A 23,364-nucleotide genomic window follows, 5' to 3' on the forward strand; every position below is an offset into this window, starting at 1 on the left:
ACTCGGAGTCGGCCGCCTGCCCGGACCGGCCCGCCACCCCCGGACCGAGGGGTTCGTCGGTCGCCAGGAGTAGGTCTTACGCCTCATGCACGCTGCGAGCCCGCTGGCTGAGGTCGGCGCTCATGCAGACCACGGGGATCGTTCGCCGCCGGGCGGAGGAGCGCAGGCGCGACACGCTGGAGCGGCTCGTCACGGAGCGGGATGTCTGGGTGTCGACGGCACATCCTGATCACGGGCCGCACCAGGTGCCGCTGTGGTTCTCGTGGGACGGGCGGGCGGTGTGGATGTGCACCGGTGCCGCTTCCGCGACTGTGCGGGACGTCCGCGAGGAGCCGCGCGTGCGCCTGGCGCTGCCCGACACCTTCGATGTGGTGCTTCTCCAGGGTGAGGCGGAGTGCTTCCTGGAGCAGGACGTGCCCGCAGGCGCGGCGGAGGAGTTCGCCGCCAAGTTCGGGTGGGACCCGCGCGCGGAGGAGGGTTCCTTCGTCTATGTGCGTGTGGTGCCGAAGAACGTGCGCGCCTGGCGCGGCGAGCCGGAGCTGCGCGGCAGAGTCATCATGCGCGACGGGACGTGGCTGGAATAGCGGCCACCGTGTCCGGTGCCGTAGCTGTCACCTGGGGATGTCGGCCGGAGCCGGTGCTTCCTGCGCTTCGTGCGCTTCGTGCGCTTCGTGCGCTTCGTGCGGATCTTGCGTTTCTTCCCCCTGGATACCTGCCGGTGCCGGTGCCGGATCGCCGAGGTCGTCGGTCAGCATCGCCTCGACGCCGCCGCTGAACCGCGCGGTGTAGTTGTGCATGAAGCCGCACAGGCATGCCACGACGGTGCCCAGGAGGACCTCCAGTGCGACGACCACGGTGGCGACGACCAGCGTCTGCGACGGTGCCGGCCCCTGGCCCGGGGCCACGATGTCCATCACCACCGACGCGGCGAACACGGCGCCGAGGACGCACACACCCAGGCTCCCCAGGAGGAGGAAGCTCATCAGCGTGACCGACCAGGGGTTGGCCCCGGATATGCGTATCCGGGTGGACCCGCGCGGGGGAGCGTGCGGGAGCGTGTGATCACCGGCGGGCGCCGGCCGCGGCCGCTCGGGTTTGGGTGCGGTCGGTGCAGTCGATCCAGTCGGCGCCGTCACGATGCGGGACGCGATCCCCGGTGCCCGCCTGCGTGCCGTGCTGAGGGTGCTGCTGCGCTTGGTTCGGCTCATGTCCACTCCCTGGCTGGCCCCCACCTGCGACGTTATGTGCAGGTGTGCGGCCGCGCACCCCCGACGATGACGGTGAGTGAACGAGAGGGCGCCGACCGGTGCGGGCATCGGGTGCCGGCGCTCGTGGCCGCCGACACCCGACGGTGCACGAGCCGCCGCGGTCCGCCGTCACTCGGGCGCACGTCCAGACGGCGGAACATCACCCGTTCGGCCTGCACGGCTCCGTCCGCGTGTGCGGCATCACCCGTTCGGACGCACGGTGGACGCGGGCGGCCGGCCGCCAGGTACCGGCGTACTCCGAGCGGGGCTCCTGCGTCCGGTGACTATGCGGCGCGGTCGTGCCGCAGGGCCTGGACGAGCCAGGGGTACACCGGGAGCAGGTTCGGAACCACCTGCCAGCCGTTGACGATCCACACCAGCCGCCAGTACCGCTCCACCCGGGGATCGTGCGCCACTTCGAACTCCCGCGCCAGCCAGTCCCGGAATTCCGTGTCAGGGATGCGCGCGAACGCCCCGGCGAAGCGGTGCACGAGGTCGTCGACGACGGGTGCCGCCCTGTCGCTGAGCGGGTCCATGCCCGACTCCATGGCGTCGGCGACCCTCTGACGGGTGAACTCCATCAACTCCTCACCGGCGTCGCTCTCGATGCCGAGCGTGCGCCCGGACGCCTGGTGCACGGCCGTGCGGCGCATCCGGGCACGGAAATCCTCGTCGCCGACCAGCTCGGCGAGTTCCACCCACGCGGCGACCTGCTCGCCGGTCGGATCGTCGGGGAGGTCGGGAGTGGCGGCCCGGACCATCGCCACCGCGGCCGGGTCGGCATCCACCGTGCCGAAGGTGCCCTCCACGAAATCGTCGATCAGACGTCGGCGTTCGTCGCCGGACAACTGCGTGAGCCTGTGCATGAGCTTGGTCTCCTCGGGAGTGGACCCACGTCCGGCCACGGCTCGCAGAACGCTCCGACGCAGTCGCAGCGTCCGGATCTGGACGTCCATCGCGTCGGCATGCGCCGCGGCGACCTCCGCCACCGAGAGCTCGCGGTCCAGTACCCGTCGAATCGTGGGCAGGTCCATCCCCAGCTCGCGCAGAGTACGGACGAGTTCCAGGCGCAGCAGTGCGTCGAGGTCGTAGAGCCGATAGCCGGCGGGGCTTCGGGTGGTCGGCGCTACCACCCCCGAATCGGAGTAGAACCGGATCGTCCGCACGGGCAAGCCGGTCCGCCGGGAAAGCTCCCCGATCGAGTAGAGGGTCGTAACGTCCATGGCCCCCACTCTGCTGTCTCCAGCCACTGGAGACTCAAGACTATTTCCCGGCCGGCCGGGCGGGAACTGCACAGGTCGGTGCCCAGGTGATCTGTTTCTCTCTGGCGTCGGCCGAATGCGGCGTGTAGCGTCATTGTGGTTGTCGTGGTCGCCGTCCCTGCCCGTACCACCAGGTGCGGGCGTTTTGTTGCGCGGTGCGGTGCGATCAGGGCAATCACCGCGGGTCCGCACGGTGTGGACCCGGCTCAACCGAGAGGTAAACGCATGGCCAGCGGGACCGTGAAGTGGTTCAACGCCGAGAAGGGCTTCGGCTTCATTCAGCAGGACGGCGGGGGCCCCGACGTCTTCGCGCACTACTCCAACATCAACTCTTCCGGCTTCCGTGAGCTGCAGGAAGGCCAGTCCGTGACCTTCGACGTCACGCAGGGCCAGAAGGGCCCGCAGGCGGAGAACATCACGGTCGTCGCCTGACCCGGCGCCTGACCGGTGGCCCCCGGAGCTTTCTCCGGGGGCCACGACTGTCTGTTGCGCACCCCTGGTGAGCTGACCGAGCCCCGCTCAGTTCCCCGGGCCCTGGGAGTTATGGGCTCAGGGACCGATGTGAAGGTGGGACGCCCACAGAGCGGGGAAGTCGGCGAACTTCTGCCGGACGCTGCGGCAGGCAGGGGGTTCGCGTGCGCCGGGGTGCCCGAGCCGAACCGTGGCGTGGCCGCCGGCCCATGACGGCGAGGGGGATCACTCCGCCAGGTCCGGTGTCCGTATCGGGCGGCGGAATCCGCCCGAGCGCAGGGCCAGGATGCCGACGCCCGCCAGCGCCCAGACGACGCCCACGATCTTGGCCGGGGTGTCCAGGCTGATCCACAGGGCCACGTTCACGACGAACCCGAGGGCCGGCAGCAGCAGTTGCAGCACGGCGGCGGCGGGCCCGCGCGCGTCCGCCCGCCCCGCGCGCCGGTCGCGGACCCAGAAGCCGATCACCGCCAGGTTCACCGCGGCGAAGGCGACGTAGGCGCCGAAGTTGATCAGCGACGCGGCACTGCCGAGGTCCAGGAAGACGGCGGAGGCGGCGATGAGGCCCACGATGACCACGTTGACGGCGGGGACGCCGGTGCGCGGATCGATCCGCCCGAAGACCGCGCGCGGCAGCATGCCGTCGCGTCCCATGGCGAAGAGCAGCCGTGCCGCGCTCATCTGCTGGGTCAGGCCGCACCCGAGGACGGCGGTGAGGTAACCGCCCACGAAGACGGTCTGGAACGCGGCGCCGCCGATGTACCGGGCGATCTCCGGCGAGGCGCCCACGATGTCGCCCACGGCCGAGACGTCCGGGAAGAGCGTCTGCATGACGTAGGTGATGGCGAGGAAGAACACCCCGGCGGCGGCCACGATGAGCAGGATGGCCCGGGGGATGTCCCGGCGCGGGCGCTCGGCCTCCTCCGAGAGCGTGGAGACGGCGTCGAAACCCAGGAAGGACAGGGCCAGCAGCGACGCGCCGCCGAACAGGTCGGGCAGCGCGACCGTGGTCAGGCCGAACCCGGTGGTCCCGAAGGACCGGCCGTGGGTGACGACGGCGCGCACGGCGAAGACGAGGAACGCGACCGCCACCCCGGCCTGGACGATCACGAGCGCCACGTTCACCTTGGCGGCCAACTGCACGCCCACCAGGTTCAAAGCCGTGCAGATCACCACGGTGGACAGCACCCACACCCATGCCGGGACGGCGGGGAGGACGGCGCCCATGTAGATCGCGGCCAGCAGGGCGTTGAGCATGGGGAGCAGGACGTAGTCGAGCGTGGCGGACCAGCCCACCAGGAAGCCCACGGGCGCCCCGAGCGCCTTGCCGGCGTAGGTGTACACGGATCCGGCGGAGGTGATGCGGCGGGCCATCCGCGCGTAGCTGAGCGCGGTGAGCCCCACCGCGACGAGGACGGCCAGGTAGGCCAGCGGCACATGGCCGTCGGTCGCTTCGGAGACGAGGCCGAAGGTGTCGAACACCGCCAGGGGCGCCATGAAGGCCAGGCCGAGGAACACGATGTGGCGCAGCTTCAGGCCGCCTCGCAGCCGTGCGCCGCCTCGCAGCCGTGCGCCGCCGGCGGTGCCGTGGGTGTGGCCGGCGGTGCCGTGGGTGTGGCCGGCGGTGGCGGCGGTGTCCCCGGAGCCGGCCGCGGAGGCGTCGGAGGCCTCGGAGGCCTCGGAGGCCTGTGAGGAGACGTCAGACATGGGCGTGACCGCCTTCGGTGTGGGCGGAACAGGAGGTGAGCGCGCCGTAGTGGCCGGCGGTGGCGCGCGCCGTGGCGGCCTCGTGGACGACCTCGCCGCCGACCCAGGTGATCTCGGCCCGCTGCTGCAGCAGCGCCGCCGGGTCCGCCTCGAGCGCGTAGAGGTCCTCGGACCACGCGACGAGGTCGGCCTTGGCGCCCTCGCGGACGACGCCGTACTCGTCCTCCCGGTGCCAGGCCCAGGCGCCCTCGGCGGTGTAGCCGCGCAGCGTCTCGTCGAGCCCCAGGCGCTCCGCCGGGGTCCAGGCGTCCTTGCCGTCCAGTCCGGCCCGCGTCAGTGCCGAGTAGACGCCGACCAGCGGGTCCATCTCTCCCACCTGCCAGTCGCTGGAGAGGGCCACGTGGGCGCCGGACTCCATGAGGGAACGCAGCCGCCAGGCCCGGTCCCAGCGGGCCTCGCCGACGTTCTCCATCCAGGTGCCGGCCACCAGGTCCGGGGAGCAGTGGCGCGGCTGCATGGCCGCGGTGACGCCGAGCCGGGCGAAGCGCGGCAGGTCCTGAGGGGCGAGGCACTCGACGTGCACGATCCCGTGGCGGCGGTCGCGGGTGCCGTTGGCGCGCGCGGCGTGCTCGACGGCGTCCAGGGCGAGGCGGATGCCGCCGTCGCCGGTGGCGTGGGTGTGGGTCTGGAAGCCGAGGCGGTCCAGTTCGGTGACGACCTGGGTGAGTTCGCCCAGCGGCGCCGAGGGGTGACCGCGGTGGCCGGGCCGGTTGGCGTAGTCGTCCAGCATCCAGGCGTTGTGGGGTTCGATCACGTCGTCGGCGTAGAGCTTGACGGGGCCGAACGCCAGCCGGTCGCCGCCCGGGGCGGCGTCGGCCGCCGCGCGCAGCTGCCGTCGGAACGCGCCGTCGGAGCCCATGGGGTGGAAGAGCGCCGCGATGACGCGGGAGCTGAGGCGTCCTTCGTCCCGGGCGCGCCGGAACAGGTCGATCTCCGCGAGCGGGACCTGCGGTTCGACCACGGTGGTGATGCCGGCGGCGGTGGCCATCTCCAGGCTGCCGAGCAGCTTGCGGTAGCGACGCTGCGGCGAGTACATGGGGATGTCGCGCTGCAGGCCGGCCAGACCCGCCGTCGTCATGGCACTGGTGTAGAAGTCGGTGACCCACCCGGTCGCGCGGCCGTCGGCGTCCCGCTCCGGGCGGCCCCAGGGGATGTCCCCGCCGTCGTCCAGACCCAGCGCGCGGACGGCGGCGTCGTTGAGCCACACCGAGTGCTGGTCGTAGGTGGTGACGAAGACGGGGCGGGAGGTGATGCCGGCCAGGTCCCGGGCGTGGGGGCGGCGGCCGTGGACCACCGAGTAGACGGCGTTCTCGGCGCAGATCCAGGTCAGGTCCGGGCGCGCGCCGGCGAGTTCGGCGAGGCGGCGGCGGACCTCCTCCAGCGTGTCGGCTCCCTCCAGGCTGACGGCGTCGGGGTCGAAGCCGAGCAGCAGGTGGTTGTGGCTGTCGATGATGCCGGGGGTGAGCAGGCCGCCGTCCAGGCGGCGGTGCTCGCGGGCCGCGGGGGCGTCCGTCTCCTCGCCCACGAAGGCGATGCGCCCGCCGGTGATGCCGACGGCGCCGGCCCACGGCCGGGCGTCGTCGAAGGTGCGCACGCGTGCGCCGGTGATCAGGGTGTCGAGCATGGTGGTCCTCGGTTCTGGGTCGCACTGCGAACGGGCGCGAGGGGCGCGCGGAGACGGTGCGCGAGTTTTTTGACGTCGGCGTCAAAGAATGGGTCGAGTGTCATGAGAACCTCGGCTACTGTCAAGACATGGCCCGCCCCAAGAACCAGGACGAACGCCGCGCCCACCTCATCCAGGCGGTGATCGACACCACCGCCAGCACCGGGCTGCGCTCCCTCTCGCTGGCCGATGTGGCGCGCAGGGCGGGGCTGACCCGAGGGGCGGTCCTGTATTACTACGACGACCTGGACGCGCTGCTGAGTGAGGCCTACCGCGCGGGCATGGAACGCTTCTGCGACCGGCGTGACGTGCTGCGGGACACGATCGCGGACCCGGCACGGCTGCTGGGGGAGACGATCCGCGCCGGACTGCCGACGGGCCCCGACGACGCGCTGATGCGCCTGCTGTACGAGTTCGACGTGGTGGCGGGCAGTTCGCCGCTGCACGCCACGCTGGTCGAGGCGATGTACGAGCGGCAGCTGGCCACGTACCGCGCCGTGCTGGAGCGGGGGACCGCCGCCGGGGTGTTCGACCTCTTGCTGGACACGTCGACGGCGGCCCTGAACCTCGTGGCGCTGGAGGACGCGTACGGGCTGCACATCGTGGCCGGCAACAGCCGGATCAGCGTGCGCCGGGCCGTCGAGGCGATGTTCGACGCCGCACGGGTGTTCGGCGCGCCCGCTGTGTGACAGGGATCGGAAACGCCGGGATCCAGGTGGGCTACGGCAACGAGAAGGCCGGAGTGCCCTCCTGCGGGTGGGCGTCCCTCACCTTGATCCAGGGTTTTTGCGCTGGTTGGCATGGAAGCGCGCCTTCTTCTGACGGTTCCCGCACGTGTTCATGTCACACCATTTGCGGGTGCGGCTCTGGCTGGTGTCGAAGAAGGCGGCCTGACAGGTCGGTGATGCGCACAAGGCCAGTTTTCCGTCTCGTTCGCCCGCGAGGATGCTGATCGCGTCGGCGGCGATCACGCTGAGGGCATCTTCCACGCGGGAAGCCGAGCCGAGCCGCCAGTGCCGCTTGCCTTCGGGCGTCAGGATCGCCGCGGCCCGCCCCTGAGCGCTGCAGTCATTGATGACGTGGACAGCGGATACAGGGAGGGCGTCCTGGATCGCGGCCGCGGTCGCGGCGGCGTGGATCGACTCCCTCAGTTCCCGGGCGAGATCGAGCTGGGCAGTGGTGCAGGAGTCCACGGCGAGGCCGTTGACCGTCAGCCAGTCGACGAGTCGGTGCGGCGTCGGAATGCGCTCCACGGCCTCGCCGTGACGCTCCGACAGAGTCCCCGTGAAGCTGGTCGCCAGCACCTTGCCGAGGCGGAAGTCAGGGAACGCGGCACGCATGGAACCACCTTAGCCGGTTGCGGCACGCGTTGGGGGACTGCTAGAACCGTCTTAGCCGGTTCGTGACAAGGCGCAGCCGGTCCCGCGACGGCCAGGAGGTTTCATGCCCCGTCCAACCGGCGACGTGCAAGCATTTGAAGCCCACGCCGCTGACGCCGACCTCGACGATCTGCGCGCGCGACTGGCCGCCGCGCGGCTGCCGGAGACCGAGACGGTCCATCGCGCCGGGGCCGGCCCTCGTCGATGGGAACAGGGCGTTCCTCTCGCCGACCTCATCGATGTCGTGAACTACTGGCGCACCGGCTACAACTGGCGGTCGTTCGAAGAACGCCTCAACCGGATCGGCCAGTTCCGCACGACCATCGATGATCTGGGAATCCACTTCCTGCACCGCCGATCCGCACGTGCGGATGCCACTCCTCTGATCTTGACGCACGGCTGGCCGGGCAGCATTGCCGAGTTCATCGATGTAGTGGACGAGCTGGCAGATCCGAACGACGCAGACGCGCCGGCGTTCCACGTCGTGGTCCCGTCGCTGCCGGGTTTCGGCTACAGCGACAAGCCGGCCACCACCGGGTGGGGAACCGAAAAGATCGCGGCCGCATGGGTGGACCTGATGGGACGGCTCGGCTACGACAAGTTCGTAGCCCACGGCGGTGACTGGGGAGGAAATATCACCACGGTTCTCGCCGGCCGGTTCCCGTCGCATGTTCTCGGAATCCACACCTTGTTCGCGGAGGGGCCGCCCGGGTTGACAACGGACGGGCTGACGGCGGTCGAGCGCAAGTGGACCGAGGAAACCCGGGATTTCTGGCACCACCGCGCGGCGTACGCGAAGCAGCAGGCGACCCGACCGCAGACCATCGGCTACTCGCTCGTCGACTCACCGGTCGGGCTTCTCGCCTGGATCCTCGACAAGTTCGCCGAGTGGTCGGATACGGAAGACAGCCCGTTCGAGACGATCTCCATGGACAGGATTCTTGACGACGTCACCCTGTATTGGCTGACGCGGACCGGAGCATCGGCGGCCCGCATTTACTACGAAAGCCACAACTCGCTGGACCCGGAACTTCGGGTCGACGTCCCTTCGGCCATCAGTATGTATCCCCGCGACATCGAGAAGTGTCCGCGCCCCTGGGCGCAGGAGCGGTACCGGCGCATCGTCCGATGGAGGTCGCCCGAGATCGGTGGGCATTTTCCGTCGCTGGAGGTGCCCGGGTATTTCGTCGAAGATCTGCAAGAGGGCCTCGCGGCAGTGCTGGCCGCTCATCGGTGAACGCCGCGACCACAAGAAGTGGACCAGAGCCGCAGAGCTGACCGCAGGCTTGTCAGTGCCTGGAACTATGGTCGGGACCATGACTTCGCCAGACCCTGCTGTACCGGACTGGACCGTGGCGGGTGGCCGATGACCCGCCACGGCCAGGGCTTCGTCCGCCATGTCGCGCTCGACTCGCGTGCGGGTGCCGACCGGTACCCGTTCAGCCTGCCGGTCGTCACCCGCCTCGCCGGCATGGACAGGCTCGATCTGGACCCGGCGCTGACGTTCCTGGTCGGCGACAACGGCTCGGGCAAGTCCACCTTGGTCGAGGCGCTGGCCATGGCCGTGGGGTTCAACGCCGAGGGCGGTTCCCGGTCCTTCCGCTTCGCCAGCCGGGCCGGCGAGTCCGATCTGGGCGACCACCTGACGGTGTGCTGGAACCGTCGGCCTCGCACGGGTTTCTTCCTGCGTGCGGAGAGCTTCTACAACGTCGCCACCGAGATCGAGCGGCTGGACGAAGGCTCGGGGGAACTGCTGCGCGCCTACGGCGGCCGGTCCCTGCACGAACGCTCCCACGGCCAGTCGTTCCTCGACCTGGTGCAGCACCGCTTCGGCCCGAACGGCCTCTACGTGCTGGACGAACCGGAGGCAGCCCTGTCGGTGCAGGGCTGCCTGGCGATGATGGTCCGTATCCGGGAACTCCTCCAGCAGGGGTGCCAGTTCGTGGTGGCCACGCATTCACCGATCCTGCTGGCCATGCCCGGCGCACGCATCCTGCAGATCGAAAGCGACGGCACCATCGAGCAGGTGGAGTACGAGCAGGCCGAACCCGTCGCTCTGACCCGCGCGTTCGTCAACCACCCCGACCGCTTCCTGGAGCGGATGTTCGCCGAGGAGGCGTAGCGCGCTCGGCGCACGGCGGCCCGGCACCGGACAGGTTCGGCCCGCCGCATGGGATCACGCGTTCATGGCCCCGTCACTGGGTGAAGTACAAGGCCGGGTGCCGGGGGTCGGCCGAGCAGACGTAGATCCCGGCGTCGGCGACGTCGTCCACACGGAAGCCGGTCGCCTCCTGGACGAGCGTGCACTCCTGCGTCCCCCGGACCACAAGCCTTCCTGTGACGGTGTCCAGGTACGTGTGCGGGTTCTCGGAGATGAGCGGCGTGTCCTCGTAGGAGTCGACCTGGAGCAGGAGGGCGAGAGGTGCGCCGCAGTCGGGGCAGAGCAGGCTCTCGGGCATGTCGCTGGAGGCCCAGGACTTGCTGCCGCCGACCTTCCAGCCGCCCGTGAGGCTCTCCCGCCAGTAGAGACCGTGGAGTTCCCCCCGGTCCTCCAGTCGCTCCCGGAGCCCGGCGGGCAGTTCCTCCCACCACGGGTACTCGGCGACCCGCTCGGGATGCACGGTGCACGGCCGGGGGACCTCGTCCCACTCCGCGTCCCAGTGCTCCCAGGGATCAGGCTGCACCTCCGGACCGTGCACGACTTCGTCGGAGCGCCGCCAGAGGACCCGGCACCGCTTGCCCTGGAACTGCGGTTCCGGCAGGCCGTGCACCTCGGGGCACCAGAGGATCTGCACCAGGTCGGTGCCCTCGGGGAAGGCGATCTCGGGGACGTCGGCCGCGTAGAGCTGCGCCACGGACACCATCGGCACCGATCCGCCCTTGTGGTCCTCGTCCGCACAGCGTGGCCAGGGCTCGCCCTCGGGCCAGAGCATCGGCCCGCCGACATGGCTCTCCCGGATGCCGGGCTCGCCGCGGCGCGGGCGGAGTTTGACGACCGTGCGGGAGAGCCGGGCCAGGCCGGGCATGGCGGCCAGGAGGCGGGCCAGGTCGTCGTCGCCCTCTTCGGAACTCTGCGCGGTACCGGTCACCGGGGCACTTTCGCACGGGCTGGTCGCCGGTACCAACCGCGGGTGATCTCCGCCCATGCGGAGATGCCGGTGTCAGACCGCCCCCTGCTACGGCGAGGTGGGCGGGTGTGGGGAGCGGAGTACGAGCAGGGTGATCTCGCTGGGGGCGAAGACGCGGAACGGTGGGCCCCAGAAGCCGGTGCCGCGGCTGGTGTACAGGAGGGTGCGGGGGCCGTGGTGGCTGAGGCCGGCGAGGGCGGGCTGGTCGATGCCGACCAGGTGGTGGAAGGGCCAGATCTGGCCGCCGTGGGTGTGGCCGGACAGCTGGAGGTCGATGCCGGCGGCTGCCGCACGGTCGACGAACTTGGGCTGGTGGGCCAGGAGCAGGACGGGCAGGTCGGGGTCGGCGCCGTCCAGCGCTCCGGCGAGGTGGGCGCGGTGGCCCGCCAGGCCGGAGGACTCGGCGGTGACGTCGTCCACGCCGGCGACCACGAGGGTGTCACCGCCGCGTTCGAGCAGCAGATGGCGGTTGCGCAGCGGCTCCCAGCCCAGCTCGTCCATCAGGTCGACCCAGCCCTGGGCCTCGCTGTAGTACTCGTGGTTGCCGGTGACGTACACACGGGCATGGGTGGCCCGCACCGTACCGAGGGGGACGGCCTGGGCGCGGCGGCGTTCGGCCGTGCCGTCCGCGATGTCGCCGGTGTGGCAGACCAGGTCGGCTTCCAGAGCGTTCACCGTCTCGCACACCCGTGCCGACCAGCGGGCGCGGTCGAGGGGGCCGTAGTGGGTGTCCGTGATGAGGACGACGCGGGTGCCGTCCAATCCGGCCCCCAGCCGCGGGAGTCGCACGTCGAGTCGGCGCACGCGGGGCACGCGGCGGGCCTCGGCGTACCCCCAGCCGAGCAGTACGACGGTCACGCCGAGGACGGCCCAGGTGACGATCCGGGCCCGGTCCTGGCTGTCGCCGACGCCGGCCACGGTCAGGGCGAGCCGCAGGAGGACGCCGAGCAGAACGGACCAGGTGAACAGAATCCAGCTGCTGCCCAGCAGGGTGTCACCGATGATCGCCGCCCGGTCCTGCTGGCGCCGGCCGTGGCCGCGCACCATCGCGAGCGGCATACCGACGAGACCGAGGGCGAACAGGGCGGTGCCGATCAGCGTGACGGGCAGCGGCCAGTGCTGGCCCGTGTGCAGGAGCACCCAGCAGGGCACGGCCCACAGCAGGACGGGGGCGATCAGCGGGATGTAGCGCATCAGGCGGTGCAGTCGGCTCCGCCGCGGCGCTTGCGCCTCACCCTCGGCGGGCCGGGTGCTGCTGGTGTCGGTCACGCTTCCCCTCCCTGACCAAGCTGCCGTCCCGCGCACTGTATCCGGTCGGTCGCGCCAGAGTTCCACAGCACTCATGTGGGTGCGGAGCCGACGGCACTTGAGTCGTGGTTGAGCCGCCCCGTCCGGCCCCATGTCACACTCGGCCCATGCTCCACAGGCGTGCTGATCAATTTCTGATCGAACGGACAAAACACATTCGCAGGGGCCTCATGGGAACCCCGTTGGTTCCGATGGCGGACGAGCAGTGCGACATCGTCGCCAAGCTGGAATTCTGCAATCCCGCCGGAAGTACCAAGGACCGTTCGGCACTGTGGATTCTGGAACGAGCGATCGGCCGAGGGGAGATAACGCACGACACCACGGTGGTCGAATCGTCGTCCGGCAATTTTGCGCTGGCTCTTGCTTTCTACTGCCGTATGCTCGGCCTGTCGTTCGTTCCGGTCATCGACCCGAACTGCAACGAGGCCACCGAGGCCCAACTCCGTTCACTGTGCGAGCGGGTGGAGAAGGTCTCCATCCGTGACACGGCGGGCAGCTATCTGAAGTCCCGGCTGTCCCGGGTGCAGGAACTGCTGGTCGACCTCGACTCGGCGTACTGGCCCAATCAGTACGCCAATCCGGATGCCCGTGACGCGCACTACCGCTTCACCGCGGGTGAACTGATCGCGCAGGCGGGTCCGCTCGACTACCTCTTCGTCGGAGTGGGCACGGGCGGCACGATCGCCGGGCTCTCCCACCGGATCAAGGAGACGTACCCGCGCTGCGTGATCGTCGCCGTCGATACCGAAGGCTCGGTGATCTTCGGAGGGCCGCCGAAGAAGCGGCGTATCCCCGGCATCGGCTCCAGCATCGTGCCTCCGCTGTGCGGTGAGGCGCTGATCGACCAGGTCGAGATCGTCCCCGAGGTGCGCGCCGTCGAGGCCTGCGGTGTCCTGGTCGCCAAGTACGGTCTGTACGCGGGCGGTTCGACCGGCAGCAGTTATGCCGCCGTCCAGGACCACTTCGCTCGCCACCGTCCCGGCGCACGCCGTCCCCGGGTCGCCTTCATCGCCGCCGACCGCGGCCAGGCCTACGCCCAGACCGTCTACAACCCCGCGTGGGTCCAGCAGCTGCGCTCGGAAGCGGAAAAGGCCTCCGGCGTCGAAGCCTTGGCCGTCAACTGAAGGAGAAGCACTCCGTGTCCACCCCGGCTCCACCGACCATGACCGTCATAGGCGCGGGCGACATCGCCGCCGAGACGGACGCCCACCGTCCGGAGCTCCTCGAGGTCGTCCGTGCCGCCTACCTCGCGCACGACGCCGGACAGAGCTCGGCCCCGCACAGCTCGTTCCTGCGCTTCCCGCACCAGAGCCGGTCGCGCATCATCTCCCTGCCCGCCTATCTGGGAGGCGAGTTCGAGGTCTCCGGCAACAAGTGGATCGCCAGTTTCCCGGACAACACGAAGCAGGGGATCCCGCGCGCCTCGGCCACGCTGATCCTCAACGACTGTGTCACCGGCTACCCGTTCGCCTGCATGGAGTCCTCGATCGTCTCGGCGACGCGGACGGCGGCCTCGGCGGTACTCGGCGCGCAGACGCTGCTGGGTGCGCGTCGTGCCCGCCGGGTCGGCATCGTGGGCACGGGTCTGATCGCCCAGCACGTAGGGCGATTCCTGCGTGACCTCGACTGGGAGATCGACGCCTATCGGCTCTTCGACCTCGACCCGGCGGCCGCGAGCCGCTTCGGTGCCGTCCTGGCCGAGCACACCAAGGCCGAGATCGTGGTCGCCGACACGGTGGAGGACGCGTTCACCGACTGCGACCTGGTGCTGCTGGCCACCGTGGCCGGCGAGCCCCACCTGCACGACCCCGGGCTGCTGGCCCACAACCCGGTCGTCCTGCACCTGTCCCTGCGCGACCTGGCCCCCGAGATGATCCTCGCTGCCCAGAACGTCACCGACGACGTCGACCACGCCGTACGCGAGCGCACCTCGCTGCACCTGACCGAACAGCGCACCGGAAACCGGGACTTCCTCGACGGCACCCTCGGCGACCTGCTGCGCGGGCGGTTGCGCCGGGACCAGGGACGCCCGGCGATCTTCTCACCGTTCGGACTGGGCGTACTCGACCTCGCCGTCGGCAAGTGGGTGCACGACCGGGTCGTCGCCGCGGGCAGGGGCCACCGCGAGAGCGACTTCTTCACCGGTGTGGGGGTCTGACACATGAGCGCCTCACCCGCACCGGGCCCCGCCGGCGACCGCTACGTCGTCGTGGTGAACCACGAGGACCAGTACTCGGTCTGGTTCGCCGACCGTGCCCTGCCCGCCGGCTGGACCGCCACCGGTGCGCAGGGAACCCGCCAGGAGTGCCTGGACCACATAGAGCAGGTGTGGACCGATCTGACCCCGCGCTCCGTACGAGCGTCCCGATGACGGCCCCTGGCCTCGCGGCGTCCTGGCTGCGCGGGCTCGGCAGCCGAGAACCCACCGCGCGACGACGCCTGTTCGTCTTCCCGCACGCGGGAGCCGGCGCCTCCTCCTACCGGCTGGCGGCGTACCTGCCGGACACCGTGGAAGTCTGTACGGTCCAGTTGCCCGGCCGGGAGAACCGTTTCACCGATCCGGCCCTGACGTCCATGGACGAAGCCGTGGCCGCGCTGGCGCCGCTCATCGCGGACCACACGGACCAGCCGTACGCCTTCTTCGGCCACAGCATGGGCTCCCTGATCGCCTTCGAGACGGCCCGGCAGCTGCGCCGGCTCGGCACGCGCCTGCCCGACCGCCTGTTCCTGTCGGGCATGCGCGCCCCCGGCCTGCCGGACCGCGGCCCGCGGCACACGCTGCCGGACGACGAGCTGCTCGCCACAGCCGAGTTCGACGACCTGGACGCCGAGCTGCGGGAGCTGCTGCTGCCCCTGCTGCGCGCGGACCTGACGCTGTGCGAGACGTACACGCACCGGACCGAGGCACCCCTGCCCTGCCCCCTGACCGTTCTCGCCGGCTCGGACGACGACAGTGTCGACGAGGCGGAGCTCGACGGCTGGCGCGAGCACACCTCGGCCGACTTCGAACTGCACCTGTTCCCGGGTGCCCCCCACCTGTATGTGCGCGGCGCGGAACGACAGCTGGCGGAGACGATCACACGCGCCTTCCCCGCACGGGGCTGAGAAAGGATCCGTTCATGGCGCCGACCACCCTGGTCGCACTGTGGGAGCGGCAGGCAGCCGCGACCCCCGACGCGGTCGCCGTCGTCGCGGGAGCACACCGCGCGACCTACGCCGACGTGGACCGCCGGGCCACGGCACTCGCCGCCGAGCTGCAGGCACGTGGCATCGGACCGGAGATCCTGGTCGGCGTCTGCCTCGGCCGCTCGGTGGAGATGGTCGTGGCCCTGCTCGGCATCCTGAAGTCGGGTGCCGCGTACCTGCCCCTCGACCCCGGCTACCCGGCCGACCGGCTGCGGCACATGACCACCGACGCGGGGGCCGCGCTGTGGCTGTGCGACGCGGACGGCCGCGCGCAGGCCCTGGCGTCCGGCGTGACCGACGTCCTGCTGGTCGAGGAGTTCCCCTCGGAACCCGGCGCACCCGTGACCCAGGTGGCGCATCCGCACCATCTGGCCTACGTCATCTACACCTCCGGATCGACCGGCCTGCCCAAGGGCGTGGCAGTCGACCACGCGGCGATCACCTCGTTCCTGCGCAGTGTGGGCGAACGCCCCGGCCTCGCGGCGGACGACCGGGTCCTCGCACTGACCCCGCTGTCGTTCGACATCTCCATACTGGAGCTGTTCCTGCCGCTGACCCGCGGGGCGACGGTGGTGATGGCACCGCGCGCCGCCAACACCGACCCCGAGCTGCTGGCCGCCACCATCGCCGAGGCGGGTGTGAGCGTCGTCCAGGCGACCCCGACCACCTGGCGGATGCTGCTGGCATCCGGCTGGACGGACGGGCACGGGCGGATCCTGCTGTCGGGCGGGGAACCGCTCGATCCACCGCTGGCCCGCGACCTGCTCGCCACGGGCGGCACCCTGTGGAACCTGTACGGGCCGACCGAGGCGACGGTGTGGGCCACCGCGGCCCGCGTCGACGCCGTGGCCGACCGGGTCACGGTCGGCACGGCCCTTTCCAACACCCGGCTGCACGTCGTGGACGAGGCTGGGCGGGAGGCCGGCCCGGGAGTCACCGGCGAGCTGTGGATCGGCGGCGCGGGCGTGGCGCGCGGCTACCTCCACCGGCCCGCGCTGACCGCCGACCGGTTCGTGCCCGACCCGTTCGGGGACGCCTCCGGGCGCCTGTACCGGACCGGTGACCTCGCCCGGTGGTCCGACGACGGCACCCTCGAGGTGCTGGGCCGTGACGACCACCAGGTCAAGGTGCGCGGTTTCCGCATCGAGCTCGGCGAGATCGAGGCCTGTGTGCGCAGTCATCCCCTCGTCACGGACGCGGTGGTGGTCGTCGACCCCGACGCGGCGGGCGGCGACCAGTTGGTGGCGTACCTCGTGCCCGCGCACGACGCGCGGAACTCGTCCGACGACCTGCCCCGCCAGGTCCGTGACCATCTCGCACGGCGGCTACCCGCCCACATGGTGGCCCGAGGCTACGCGGTGCTCGACGCCCTCCCCCGGACGCCCGCGGGCAAGGCCGACCGCGGCGCCGTGCGGCTGATCCCCTACAGCCCGGTGAGGGCAGGCGGCCCGGTACTCGACGATGCCCTGCTGCCGCCGCACACCACGGCGGTGCGCCGGGTATGGGCCGAGGTGCTCGGGCTCGACGACGTGTCCCCGTACGACGACTTCTTCGGCCTGGGCGGCCAGTCGCTCACCGCGGTACGGGCCGTGGCCCGGCTGCGTGCCGAGCTCGGCGTACCGGTCGACGCCCAGTCCGTCTTCGCCCATCCGACACCCGCAGCGCTCGCCGCCGCCCTGGACGGCCTGGAGCCCTTGGACGACGGGCCGATCCCCGCGGCCGCGACCGCCGAACTCTCCTTCGGCCAGGAACGGATCTGGTTCTTCGAGCAGCTGAACGACTCCGTTCCCGCGTACCATCTGCCGGTCGTCCTCGGCACGCCCGGCGGCGCACGCTGCGACCTGACGCTGCTGCGGGACTGCCTGACCGCGCTGGTGCGAAGGCACCCGGCGCTGCGCACGGCCGTCGTGGCCGCCGCCGGCCGGGGCCTGCCCGAACCGCATGAGCCGGGACCGGTGCCGCTGTGCCGCATCGAGGTCGCCGAAGAGGACCTGGACGCGCTGCTGACCGAGCGGATCCGCGCCCCCTTCGACCTCGGGCGGCCACCGCTGCTGCGCGCGGACGTGCTGTGCACCCCGAGTCGTGACGTCACGTTGCTGACGTTTCATCACATGGCCTGCGACGGCACGTCGGTCGACCTCATGGTGCGGGAACTGGGCGAGCTCTACACGGAGCTCGCCGCCGGCCGCCACCCCGACCCGGCACCGCTGCCCGTGACGTACGCCGACTTCGCGGCCTGGCAGCGCGAGCGACTCACCGGTGCCGAGCTGGAGCGGCTGCTCGCACACTGGCGCACCCGGCTGTCCGCAGTGCCCGTCCTGGAGCTGCCCACGAGCCGCCCCCGGCCGGCCGTCGCGAGCCACCGGGGCCGCCGCGAACTGCTGCGTGTCCCAGTCGGCTTGGCGCAGCGGCTGCGCACACTGTGCCGAGCCGAGGGCGTCACCCTGTTCATGGGTCTGCTGGCCCCGTTGCAGGTGCTGCTCGGTCGGTACGCCGACGAGAGCGATGTCGCCGTGGGCACTCTGACAGGCGGTCGGCCACGCGCCGAACTGGACGACGTGGTCGGCTACTTCGTGAACACCGTCGTTCTGCGCACCGACCTGTCGGGCGACCCGACCTGGCGCGAACTGCTGGGCCGGGTCCGCGAGGTCGCACGGCAGGCGTACGCGCACCAGGAGCTGCCCTTCGAGAAGCTGGTGGCGGAGCTGAGCCCTGAGCGCGACCTGAGCCGCAACCCGCTCTTCCAGGTGCTCTTCGCCCTGCACGAGGAGCCGAGGGCAGGTCACCTGCCCGAACTGTACGACCGCAAGGAACTGGAGGGACGGCTCGGCACCGCCCGATTCGACCTCGCCCTCGACGTGACGGACCACGCCGCCGGGGCCGGTGACCTCAGCATCTCCGTCGAGTACGCCACCGACCTGTTCGACGCGGACTTCGCCCGGAGCCTCGGCCGGCACTTCCTGCGGGTCATCGAGCAGATGGTCTCCGACGCCACGTCCCGACTGTCCGAACTGGAGATCGTCTCGGCCGACGAGCTGCGTGCCGTCGCCCTCGGCACCCGCGCCGAGCCGCTGCCCGAGCCGACCACCCTGGTCCGCCTGTGGGACCGCCAGGTGCGGACGACCCCGGACGCGGTCTGTGTCGTGGGCGACGGCCGGTCGCTGACGTTCGCCGAGATCGACGCGCGGGCCGTCGCGCTGGCCCGGGAGCTGCGTGTCAGGGGAGTGCGCCCCGAAAGCCTGGTCGCGGTCTGCCTGGAACGCTCGGTGGAGCTGGTGGTCGCCCTGCTCGGCGTGCTGAAGGCGGGCGGCGCCTATGTGCCGCTCGACCCCGGCTACCCGACGGACCGGCTGCGGTACCTGCTCGCCGACTCGGGCGTACACCTGGTCGTCGCCGACCCGGACCACCCCACCTCGGTCCTGTTCGGCGACGGCGTCCAACTCGTGGCGGTGGACCAGGAGCCCGGGGCGGACCCCGGACCGGCCGAGGAGGCGCAGCCGCACCACCTCGCCTACGTGATCTACACGTCCGGCTCGACCGGCAACCCCAAGGGTGTGGCGATCACTCACGCCAACATCACCGGGTTCCTCGAGTGGAACCAGCGGCTGTGCCGGCTCACCGGGCGGGACCGGGCCCTGCTCAACCACTCGGTGGCGTTCGACAATTCGGTCTGGGAGATCTTCCAGTGCCTGCTGTCCGGCGCCGAACTGCACCTGGCGAGCCCCACCGCCGCCTACGATCCCGAGGAGTTCCTGCGGGAAGTCGCCGAGCGCGGCATCACCACGCTCAACGCGACGCCCTCGCAGATGCGGATCCTGCTGGAGTCCGGCACGGATGCCGCTCCGCGACTCGCCTCCGTACGCCTGGTGTTCACCGGGGCCGAGGCCGTGCCGCACGACGTCGCCCGCCGCATCCTGTCTTCCACGGCGCCGGGATGTCAGGTCTTCAACGAGTACGGGCCCACCGAAGCGACCGTCACCTCGGCGTACTGCCCGATCACCGAGGAGTCGCTCGACCGGCACTGCCATCTCCCGAGCGTTCCGTTCGGCCGGGCGACGGACAACGCACACCTCTACGTGCTGGACCAGCGGCTGCGCCCGGTCGTCCCGGGCTGTCGCGGGGAGCTGTACGTCGGCGGCGGCGCCGTCGGTCGCGGCTATCTCGGCAAGCCGGCCCGCACGGCCGCGGCGTACCTGCCCGACCCGTATGCCGCGGAGCCCGGCGCCCGTATGTACGCCACGGGTGATGTGGTCCGGCTGCTGCCCGACGGGAATCTGGTCTTTCTCGGCCGCAACGACCACCAGGTCAAGGTGCGCGGCTTCCGCATCGAGCTCGGGGAGATCGAGGCCGCGCTCCAGAGTCACCCCGCGCTGGCCGACTGCGTGGTGGCCGTGCGCCGAGCCGGCACCGGTGCGGACCAGCTGGCGGCCTACCTGATCCCCGACCTCCCCGACCGACCCGCCCCTGACCCGGCCGAACTGCGCGCCCACCTGGCGGAGCGGCTTCCGCCGTACATGCTGCCGCAGAGCTATACCGTGATCGGCGAGATCCCCCTCACCCCGAACGGCAAGGTCGACCGGAACGCACTGCCCGACCCACGCCCGGTGCCCGACCAGGCGCCGGCCACCCGCCAGAACCTCACCAAGCGGCAGCTCCTCGTCGCCGACGTGTGGCGGGAGTGCCTGGGCGTCGAGGACGACTTCGGCCCACAGGACGGCTTCTTCGACGTCGGTGGCTCCTCGTTGACCATCACCATGGTCGCGAGCCGCCTCGGCGAGCGGCTCGGACGCCGGGTCCCGCCGGTCCTCCTGTTCAGAAACCCCACCGTTGCGGGCCTCGCCGAGGCTTTGGAGGCGAAGGCGCGGCCATGAGCAGCGCAGACGGCACCGGCGTCGTTCCGGTCGACTCCCGTACCCAGGGGCACGCACCGAAGCGGGGCTCCTGAACCGCGGCCGTGGCTGCGAGACCGCGCGGCGGGCCGGCGAACGGCGAACGGCGAACGGCGAACGGCGAACACGGGAAACGCCGTCCGCCGCCCGGTGTGCTGCCGGACGGCGGACGGCGTCGGGTTCGGTGCGGCTCGACAACCGTGGCCAGGCTCAGTCGACGGGGTCGCCTCCGAACTGCTCCGCGGGGGACGTGTCCCTGGCCGGTGCGGCCCGGCCCGTGTCGGTGGGCGGCCGGTCGAGCCCGATCACGAGCGGTACGGCCAGCACGCTGATCGCGGCGAGGAACATCCAGGGCAGCGCCGCACCACCCTCCAGCAGCGCTGTGAGCAGCGCCGGGGCGACGGCGGCACCGATCGACCAGGACATCTGGTAGACGCCGAGATAGCGGCCCCGCAGATGCTCCGGTGCCATCACCACGCTCAGTTCGCTGGTCGGCGGCGAGCCGAGCATCTCGCCCACGGTGTAGAGCACCATCGCGATCAGCAGTCCGACGACCACCGCCCAGCCGGGCAGCACGAGCAGTGCGCCGAAGACGACGAACGCCGCCGCGTTGAACAGCAGGGCCAGCACCAGCACCGTCACCGGGCTGCGGGACTCGATCCACCGGCTGGCGACCGTCTGGAGCAGTGCGACCATGGCCGCGTTCAGCACGACGATCACACCGACGATCCAGGCGTCGACAGCGAGGTCGTCCACGGCGTAGACGGCGAGCAGCACGGAGATCACCGTGGAGGCGAAGACGAAGGAGACGTTCGTCGCGACCAGCCGCAGATACCGGGTGTCCTTCAGTACGGTGAGATAGCCGGCCGAGGGCTGCCGGGTGGTTTCGTCCGCTGCCTGCTCCGGCCGTACGGGTTTCGGCTCGTCGGGCTCGACGCCGGCCGCCTCGCCGGTGTCCGCGCCCCGCAAGGTGAGAACGAGCCAGCCGGCGACGGCGAAGGTGACCGCGTTGATCACCATGACCGTCCGCAGCCCGGCGACGGTCCCGATACTCAGGGCCACCGCGGACACGACGCCGCCGAAACCGACGCCGACGTTCCGCATGGCACGCACGAAGCCGAACCAGCGGGCCCGCTCGACGCCCTGGGCGACCAGCACGGTGAGTGGACTGTTGCCCATCCAGAAGGCGGTGGAACCCAGTTGCACCACGAACTGCCACCACACGATCTGCCAGGCCGCGTGCGAGAACTGGAAACCGATGAATCCGGCCACCGATACCCAGTTGCCCGCGCCGACCACGAGGCGCGGACCGTACTTGTCCAGCTGGTGCCCGATGATCAGCGGAAAGGGCAGGGCGAGCAGTTGGCCGGCAGTGAGCGCGGCGCCGACGGCGACCAGTGACAGCGTCGTCGTCTTCACGAAGAAGACGACGGTGAACGCCACCACCAACCCGTTCCCGAGGCTGTCGATCAGATTGGCCGTGACGAAGCGGTCCTTCCCGTTGAGGTCCGGCAGACCCCAGGCCGTCTGGAACCGCTGCCACGCCGATGGTGCGGGGGACTGCTGCGGCATCATGACGTCGTCTCTCTACTTCGCCGCACCGGCGGGCAACTCACTCTGGTAGAAGACAGCCGCGCTGCACGCCTTGGCATGCGCTGCGATGGAGATGATGCCGCCCGAACCGGCCGGCACCACCTTGGCGTACGATCCGGCACAACCGTCCGGGGTGTAGAACAGGCCGTAGGCTGCATGCCATTCCTCGGTTTCCCCGGACACCGGGTCCACCACGAGTTCAGCACGCGGCATCACCCTCTGCTGCACGATGCATCCTTCTTCGGCGTAGTTCTCCAGAGCCCGCCGCCAGGTGGCGTCGTCCGTTTCCCAGCCCACCACGACGCCGACTCCGCCGCCGCGCCCGTTGACCTTCAGGATCAACTGATCGCGTCGCGCCAGGCATTCGTCGACGAGGTCGGTGTCGGCCTTGAGCACATCGGTGTTGATCAGGCGGGTCCAGGGCAGCACCCGGTCGACGAGTCGGCACTCGTCCTCGCTGAAGGTGCGCCGCCACGACGGGTCCGAAAGCAGCGCCATACAGGCCTTGTTGGCGAACACGTTGGTGGAGAGCGGGGTCCACAGCAGTGTCCCGCCCGCCTGGTGCGCGCGGAGCAGGGGTGCGATCAGGTCCCAGCCGCCGGGCTCCTCGGCGATCTGGTCCGGGACGAAGGCGCGGTAGACCACGTCGATCTTCTTGTCCCCGAGGTAGAGCGCCCCGTCGCGTTCGTGCACATCGGAGACCTCGGCCAGCAGGATGTCGAAACCCGCTGAGCGCAGTGCGGACTGGAAGTTGAGCCAGAGCTCGCCGTAGTCCCGCATTCCGCCACGCCATTCGAGCATGGCCACCACCGGCTCGCGGCCGGGTGCCACCCGAGCGCCGAAGCGGCGGAGCGCCTCGACCACGGCGCGAATGGGATGGACATAGCCGAGCCGGTGCCTGCGCGCGAAGTCGGCGAAGGCATCGACCTCCATGGTCGCCTGGGACATCTCACTCGCAAGAGCCCAGCCGCCGGACTCGCTCCCCAGATTCGTCTCGAGGAGCTTGAACGAGGCGCCGTCGTGGTACATGTCGGCCCGGCCGAAGGAGGGGGGCACCAGGTCACCGAACCGCCGAATCGCCTCCCATCGGCCGTCGGTGATGCCGAGGACTTTTCGGAAAGCGTCCAGATCGCCGCCGAACATGCGGTCCGGCAGGGAAAAGAGAATGTCGATGAGGTGCTGCAGGTCGTCGGAGAATTCGCGAAGCTCCCGCTCGGCGACGAAGAGAGGCCTGGCCAGGTACTCGCCGTGCCACGGTACGAGCGTCGGGAAGTTCTTGACGTGCTGAGCGACCCTGGGCAGGACGCTGCCCGGCGCGCGGAACTCCTCGTTGTACTGGGCCGTTACCCGCTCCGCCGACATGTGATCTCCGCTCCTGCTCGCTGATGACCGAGCCCCCTCGGTCCGCGATGGCCACTGTTCCACTCCGTTCCCCGTCGCGACTCAATCGGGGCTCAATCGGGGCTCATTC

General features: G+C 70.7%; 19 protein-coding genes. 10 read left to right on the forward strand and 9 right to left on the reverse strand.

The window, feature by feature from the left end:
- Nucleotides 1–122 precede the first annotated feature (122 nt).
- Nucleotides 123–584 carry a pyridoxamine 5'-phosphate oxidase family protein gene (locus AB0N17_RS01980; protein ID WP_366009097.1) on the forward strand — a complete coding sequence of 154 codons (462 nt, stop codon included), beginning with the start codon at nucleotides 123–125 and terminating at the stop codon, nucleotides 582–584.
- A 27-nt stretch (nucleotides 585–611) separates the two neighbouring features.
- Here AB0N17_RS01980 and AB0N17_RS01985 read toward each other — a convergent pair whose 3' ends face one another.
- Both AB0N17_RS01985 and AB0N17_RS01990 read right to left on the reverse strand, forming a co-directional pair.
- Nucleotides 612–983 (reverse strand): hypothetical protein, encoded by a 372-nt coding sequence (locus tag AB0N17_RS01985; protein WP_366009098.1) that lies wholly within the window; start codon nucleotides 981–983, stop codon nucleotides 612–614.
- Between the two features lie 548 nt (nucleotides 984–1,531).
- Nucleotides 1,532–2,470, reverse strand: a complete 939-nt coding sequence (locus AB0N17_RS01990) for a MerR family transcriptional regulator (RefSeq protein WP_366009099.1) — start codon at nucleotides 2,468–2,470, stop codon at nucleotides 1,532–1,534.
- Between the two features lie 264 nt (nucleotides 2,471–2,734).
- Here AB0N17_RS01990 and AB0N17_RS01995 point away from each other — a divergent pair, with 264 nt between their 5' ends.
- Nucleotides 2,735–2,941 (forward strand): cold-shock protein, encoded by a 207-nt coding sequence (locus AB0N17_RS01995; RefSeq protein ID WP_190016681.1) that lies wholly within the window; start codon nucleotides 2,735–2,737, stop codon nucleotides 2,939–2,941.
- 264 nt (nucleotides 2,942–3,205) lie between these two features.
- On the opposite strand, the gene AB0N17_RS02000 is transcribed toward AB0N17_RS01995, so the two are convergent.
- Complete coding sequence (locus tag AB0N17_RS02000) at nucleotides 3,206–4,687, reverse strand: APC family permease (protein ID WP_366009100.1); 1,482 nt, start codon at nucleotides 4,685–4,687, stop codon at nucleotides 3,206–3,208.
- A complete protein-coding gene (locus AB0N17_RS02005; protein WP_366009101.1) occupies nucleotides 4,680–6,371 on the reverse strand; it encodes an amidohydrolase in 1,692 nt (563 codons plus the stop codon). Before AB0N17_RS02005 ends, AB0N17_RS02000 begins: the two co-directional genes overlap by 8 nt.
- Before the next feature lie 128 nt (nucleotides 6,372–6,499).
- Here AB0N17_RS02005 and AB0N17_RS02010 point away from each other — a divergent pair, with 128 nt between their 5' ends.
- Nucleotides 6,500–7,099, forward strand: a complete 600-nt coding sequence (locus AB0N17_RS02010; protein ID WP_366009102.1) for a TetR family transcriptional regulator — start codon at nucleotides 6,500–6,502, stop codon at nucleotides 7,097–7,099.
- Between the two features lie 78 nt (nucleotides 7,100–7,177).
- On the opposite strand, the gene AB0N17_RS02015 is transcribed toward AB0N17_RS02010, so the two are convergent.
- Nucleotides 7,178–7,750 (reverse strand): CGNR zinc finger domain-containing protein, encoded by a 573-nt coding sequence (locus AB0N17_RS02015; RefSeq protein ID WP_366009103.1) that lies wholly within the window; start codon nucleotides 7,748–7,750, stop codon nucleotides 7,178–7,180.
- Between the two features lie 103 nt (nucleotides 7,751–7,853).
- Here AB0N17_RS02015 and AB0N17_RS02020 point away from each other — a divergent pair, with 103 nt between their 5' ends.
- Together AB0N17_RS02020 and AB0N17_RS02025 are read left to right on the forward strand one after the other, a co-directional pair.
- The gene (locus tag AB0N17_RS02020) at nucleotides 7,854–9,026 is read left to right on the forward strand and encodes an epoxide hydrolase family protein (protein WP_366009104.1); all 1,173 of its coding nucleotides are present in this window, start codon (nucleotides 7,854–7,856) and stop codon (nucleotides 9,024–9,026) included.
- Between the two features lie 129 nt (nucleotides 9,027–9,155).
- Nucleotides 9,156–9,911, forward strand: coding sequence for an AAA family ATPase (locus tag AB0N17_RS02025; RefSeq protein WP_366009105.1), 756 nt, complete (start codon nucleotides 9,156–9,158; stop codon nucleotides 9,909–9,911).
- Nucleotides 9,912–9,984: 73 nt separating this feature from the next.
- Here the strand turns inward: AB0N17_RS02025 and AB0N17_RS02030 are convergent, their stop codons facing one another.
- Nucleotides 9,985–10,878, reverse strand: a complete 894-nt coding sequence (locus AB0N17_RS02030; protein WP_366009106.1) for a hypothetical protein — start codon at nucleotides 10,876–10,878, stop codon at nucleotides 9,985–9,987.
- A gap of 87 nt (nucleotides 10,879–10,965) precedes the next feature.
- A complete protein-coding gene (locus AB0N17_RS02035; protein ID WP_366009107.1) occupies nucleotides 10,966–12,186 on the reverse strand; it encodes a metallophosphoesterase in 1,221 nt (406 codons plus the stop codon).
- A gap of 146 nt (nucleotides 12,187–12,332) precedes the next feature.
- Here AB0N17_RS02035 and sbnA point away from each other — a divergent pair, with 146 nt between their 5' ends.
- The 5 genes from sbnA to AB0N17_RS02060 are packed head-to-tail and all read left to right on the forward strand — an operon-like array spanning nucleotide 12,333 to nucleotide 20,282.
- A complete protein-coding gene (gene sbnA, locus AB0N17_RS02040) occupies nucleotides 12,333–13,349 on the forward strand; it encodes a 2,3-diaminopropionate biosynthesis protein SbnA (RefSeq protein ID WP_366009108.1) in 1,017 nt (338 codons plus the stop codon).
- A 14-nt stretch (nucleotides 13,350–13,363) separates the two neighbouring features.
- The gene (sbnB, locus tag AB0N17_RS02045) at nucleotides 13,364–14,383 is read left to right on the forward strand and encodes a 2,3-diaminopropionate biosynthesis protein SbnB (protein ID WP_366009109.1); all 1,020 of its coding nucleotides are present in this window, start codon (nucleotides 13,364–13,366) and stop codon (nucleotides 14,381–14,383) included.
- Nucleotides 14,384–14,386: 3 nt separating this feature from the next.
- Complete coding sequence (locus AB0N17_RS02050; protein WP_366009110.1) at nucleotides 14,387–14,596, forward strand: MbtH family protein; 210 nt, start codon at nucleotides 14,387–14,389, stop codon at nucleotides 14,594–14,596.
- Nucleotides 14,593–15,330 (forward strand): alpha/beta fold hydrolase, encoded by a 738-nt coding sequence (locus AB0N17_RS02055; RefSeq protein WP_366009111.1) that lies wholly within the window; start codon nucleotides 14,593–14,595, stop codon nucleotides 15,328–15,330. The genes AB0N17_RS02050 and AB0N17_RS02055 overlap by 4 nt, the downstream gene beginning before the upstream one ends.
- Before the next feature lie 14 nt (nucleotides 15,331–15,344).
- A complete protein-coding gene (locus tag AB0N17_RS02060; protein ID WP_366009112.1) occupies nucleotides 15,345–20,282 on the forward strand; it encodes an amino acid adenylation domain-containing protein in 4,938 nt (1,645 codons plus the stop codon).
- 228 nt (nucleotides 20,283–20,510) lie between these two features.
- On the opposite strand, the gene AB0N17_RS02065 is transcribed toward AB0N17_RS02060, so the two are convergent.
- A complete protein-coding gene (locus tag AB0N17_RS02065; protein ID WP_366009113.1) occupies nucleotides 20,511–21,875 on the reverse strand; it encodes an MFS transporter in 1,365 nt (454 codons plus the stop codon).
- Between the two features lie 12 nt (nucleotides 21,876–21,887).
- Nucleotides 21,888–23,255, reverse strand: coding sequence for a hypothetical protein (locus AB0N17_RS02070; RefSeq protein ID WP_366009114.1), 1,368 nt, complete (start codon nucleotides 23,253–23,255; stop codon nucleotides 21,888–21,890).
- Nucleotides 23,256–23,364: the final 109 nt, after the last annotated feature.

The sequence above is a fragment of the Streptomyces sp. NPDC051133 genome, from assembly GCF_040682635.1.
GTDB lineage: Bacteria > Actinomycetota > Actinomycetes > Streptomycetales > Streptomycetaceae > Streptomyces.